Annotated in this window: 4 protein-coding genes; 1 reads left to right on the top strand and 3 read right to left on the bottom strand. The window is 71.9% G+C overall.

What is annotated here, in order from left to right:
- The 3 genes from LLG88_11525 to LLG88_11515 all read right to left on the bottom strand — a co-directional run.
- Positions 1 to 388: hypothetical protein (locus LLG88_11525; GenBank protein ID MCE5247530.1), on the bottom strand; the 388-nt coding region annotated here is incomplete at its 3' end.
- Positions 389 to 513: 125 nt separating this feature from the next.
- On the bottom strand, positions 514 to 1224 hold the full coding sequence (locus LLG88_11520; protein ID MCE5247529.1) for a hypothetical protein: 711 nt from the start codon (positions 1222 to 1224) through the stop codon (positions 514 to 516).
- A gap of 94 nt (positions 1225 to 1318) precedes the next feature.
- On the bottom strand, positions 1319 to 1930 hold the full coding sequence (locus LLG88_11515; protein ID MCE5247528.1) for a hypothetical protein: 612 nt from the start codon (positions 1928 to 1930) through the stop codon (positions 1319 to 1321).
- A 475-nt stretch (positions 1931 to 2405) separates the two neighbouring features.
- Here LLG88_11515 and LLG88_11510 point away from each other — a divergent pair, with 475 nt between their 5' ends.
- The gene (locus LLG88_11510) at positions 2406 to 2633 is read left to right on the top strand and encodes a ferrous iron transport protein A (GenBank protein MCE5247527.1); all 228 of its coding nucleotides are present in this window, start codon (positions 2406 to 2408) and stop codon (positions 2631 to 2633) included.
- Positions 2634 to 2688: the final 55 nt, after the last annotated feature.

The raw sequence follows: 2688 nt of genomic DNA, 5'->3' as shown, positions 1-2688 counted from the left end.
CGAAGGCGTGCGCGGCGACGCCGACGCGGTGGAGGTTGCCCGAGGCGCGCGCCGCGGCGAGCGCGCGCCGTGCCGGGGCGGCGCCGGGAGTCGCGACCATGCGGTGCATCGCGCCGTCGCGCCGCTGCGCGGCGGGCGCGGCCGGGTCGCCGGGGACGAAGTGGAAGAGGCAGTAGACGCGGAACAGCTCGCGGCGCGGCCGCGCGATGTTCATCGTTTGGCTGATGTAGTTGCGGAGCGCGTCCGGCCCGCCCTTGCCGATCTCCCAGCGGACGTTGTTGTCGTCCACGAGCTGCGCGGCGTGGGCGATCGTCGCCGCCTCGCGCGGGGCGTACCCCGCCCGCGCCGCGACGAGATAGGTCAGGTCGTGGTGGAACTCGATGTCCATCGCGCTCCCCCGAAAGCTGGGCGCCGCGCTCTTCCCGCGGGTCCCCGCGCGCATTGTGGCGCCGAACGCCCGCGCGCGGGGCCGCCGGCGCCCCGTCGCGCGGGCGGGGCGCCGGCGACGGCCGGTCAGGGATACTCGAGGTGTCGCCGCAGCAGCGCGAGGCGCGCGAGCTGTACGTCGTCCTTCGACTCCAGCCGCTCCTGCAGCGCCAGCATGGCCACGGACTCCCGCGGATCGTGCGGAATCCCCATTTCCTGAAGCTCGATCGGATTCGCCGAGCGCATGAGCACCGCATCCACCGCGGCCGTCTCCTCGGCGCGTCCCTTGGTCCACCAGACGTAGAGCTCGCGCAGCGTGGCGTAGTCCGGGGGCAGATCCGGATCGTCCCGGCAAACCATCGACGACATGTACTCGTACCAGCGCCGGAACAGCTCGAACGACGCGTGGAGAATCCGCACGTCGGGGTCGAGGTAGCCGGGCTTCAGTCCGGTGGGCACGACGTGGAAGCGACGGCGGGGGTCGAGGCGGTGCCGGAACCACCACAGCGCGTCGTCGAGCTTGCGGGAGACGTCCCGCAGCCAATGCGGCATCCCCTCGCGGACGGCGAAACGGAGCCGCGCGTGCCACGGAAACTCGTAGTCGTCTTCGAGGCAGGGAAGATTCAGGCCGACGCAGTGGTACGAGAGCCACTTGTCGGCGAGCCGCTGCCGCCGCGCGGCGCGGCGGCGCGCCCGCCGCTTCTTCGTCCGCCACGCGGCGCGGCGGCGCGGGTTCCGCTTCGTCGCCCGCCGGACGGCGCCGCGGTCGCGACGCTTGCTGCGTTGACTCTTGCGCACGACTCCTCCCGAGGACCCGCGCCGGCCGCCCCGTTCGCGCGGCGCGCCGTGCGCCGCGGCCCCGGAAGCGCGCTTTCCCGGCGCGTCGCGGTCCTCATGAGTGGAGCGGCGGCAGGTATCCGTGGAGTTCCATCGCGTCGTCGTCCTCGAAGAAGAGCCACAGGCAGTGGCGGCGCAGCCGCAAGCCCCGCATTCCGAGATCCCGCGCGAGGCGGAGGGAGCGGTCGCGGCAGAAGAAGAGCAGCAGGTCCTTCCCGCAGAAGTCGGCGCCGGCGTCGCGGCTCGGCCGCTCGAAGAGCGCGTCCACGAACAGGTTCGTCGCGGCCGGTCCCGCGGCGGCCGCGGCCTTGATCCGTTCCGCCGTCTTCGCGACGTCCCGCACGCCGCGGACGAAGTCCTTGCCGTGGAAGCGCCGCACCGCGGACGCTCCCGACTCCCCGCCGAACGAGTGCACGGCGACCCACGCCGCCGCGCGCCAGTCCTGCTGGATCCCGAAGACGATCCGCAGCAGCTCCGGCGTCGGGCCCTCGAAGTCCTTCAACCCTTCCTGGACGAAGCAGACGACCTGCCCGAAGGCGCGCGTCGCGACGGGCGACTCGTCGATCTGCCCCTCGAAGCGGCGCGAGGCCGCGGGCTCCGGCCGCGTCGCGGCCCGCGGCACGGCGGCCACCCCCGTACGGAACCGCTTCACGTCGATCGCGCCCATCTGGTCTCCCCCCGGGCGGGCTTAGGCCGCCGTTCGCCATCGTACCGCAGATTGCGGCACGTTATGGACCGAACGCGACGGCGCCTTGCGCGGACACGTTCGGCGGAAATGTAGGGGCGGCTGGCGCGCCGATCACGACGTCGGAACAACGGCGCCCCCACCGCGCCTGCCGCCCGACTCGATTCCCGCGCAATCCTGCCTTTCACGACGAAAGGCAACGTTCCGCTGGATCCACGGCGGGAGGCGGGCGGCAAACGCGAGGCGCGGGCGGGTAAGCCGTCTTGTCGGCAGGTGCGACAAAGAGAATGAACATCAGCCGCAGCGAACGGCATCTCGCGGACATGGCGCATCGTGTCGCTTCTCACGATTTTCCTGCGAAACGCCTGCGACCGAATTGCTTCACGGATTCAGTGAACCTACCATTCCGGTGTCGGGAGATGTCGAAGCCCGCAGCGCCGCGCGCGGAGGAACGCTGGTGACGGACACGTTGGAAAGGGCGTCGGCCGGAACGCCGGTGCGGGTCACCGACATCAACGGCGGGCGCGACGTTCGGGCGCGCTTGGCCAACATGGGCCTCCTCCCCGGCGTCACCGTCAGCGTCCTCGTGCGTGGCCCCATGGGCGGGCCGGTCGTGGTCGAGATCGACGGCTCGCGGTTCGCCATCGGCCGGGGGCTGGCGCGGAAGGTCGTCGTCGAATCGTGAGACTCGTCCTCGTCGGACAGCCGAACTGCGGCAAGAGCACGCTCTTCAACGCGGT

This window comes from bacterium, from assembly GCA_021372775.1.
In the GTDB taxonomy this organism is placed as follows: Bacteria; Acidobacteriota; Polarisedimenticolia; order J045; family J045; genus JAJFTU01.
This window is presented reverse-complemented; position numbering and strand designations above follow the sequence as displayed.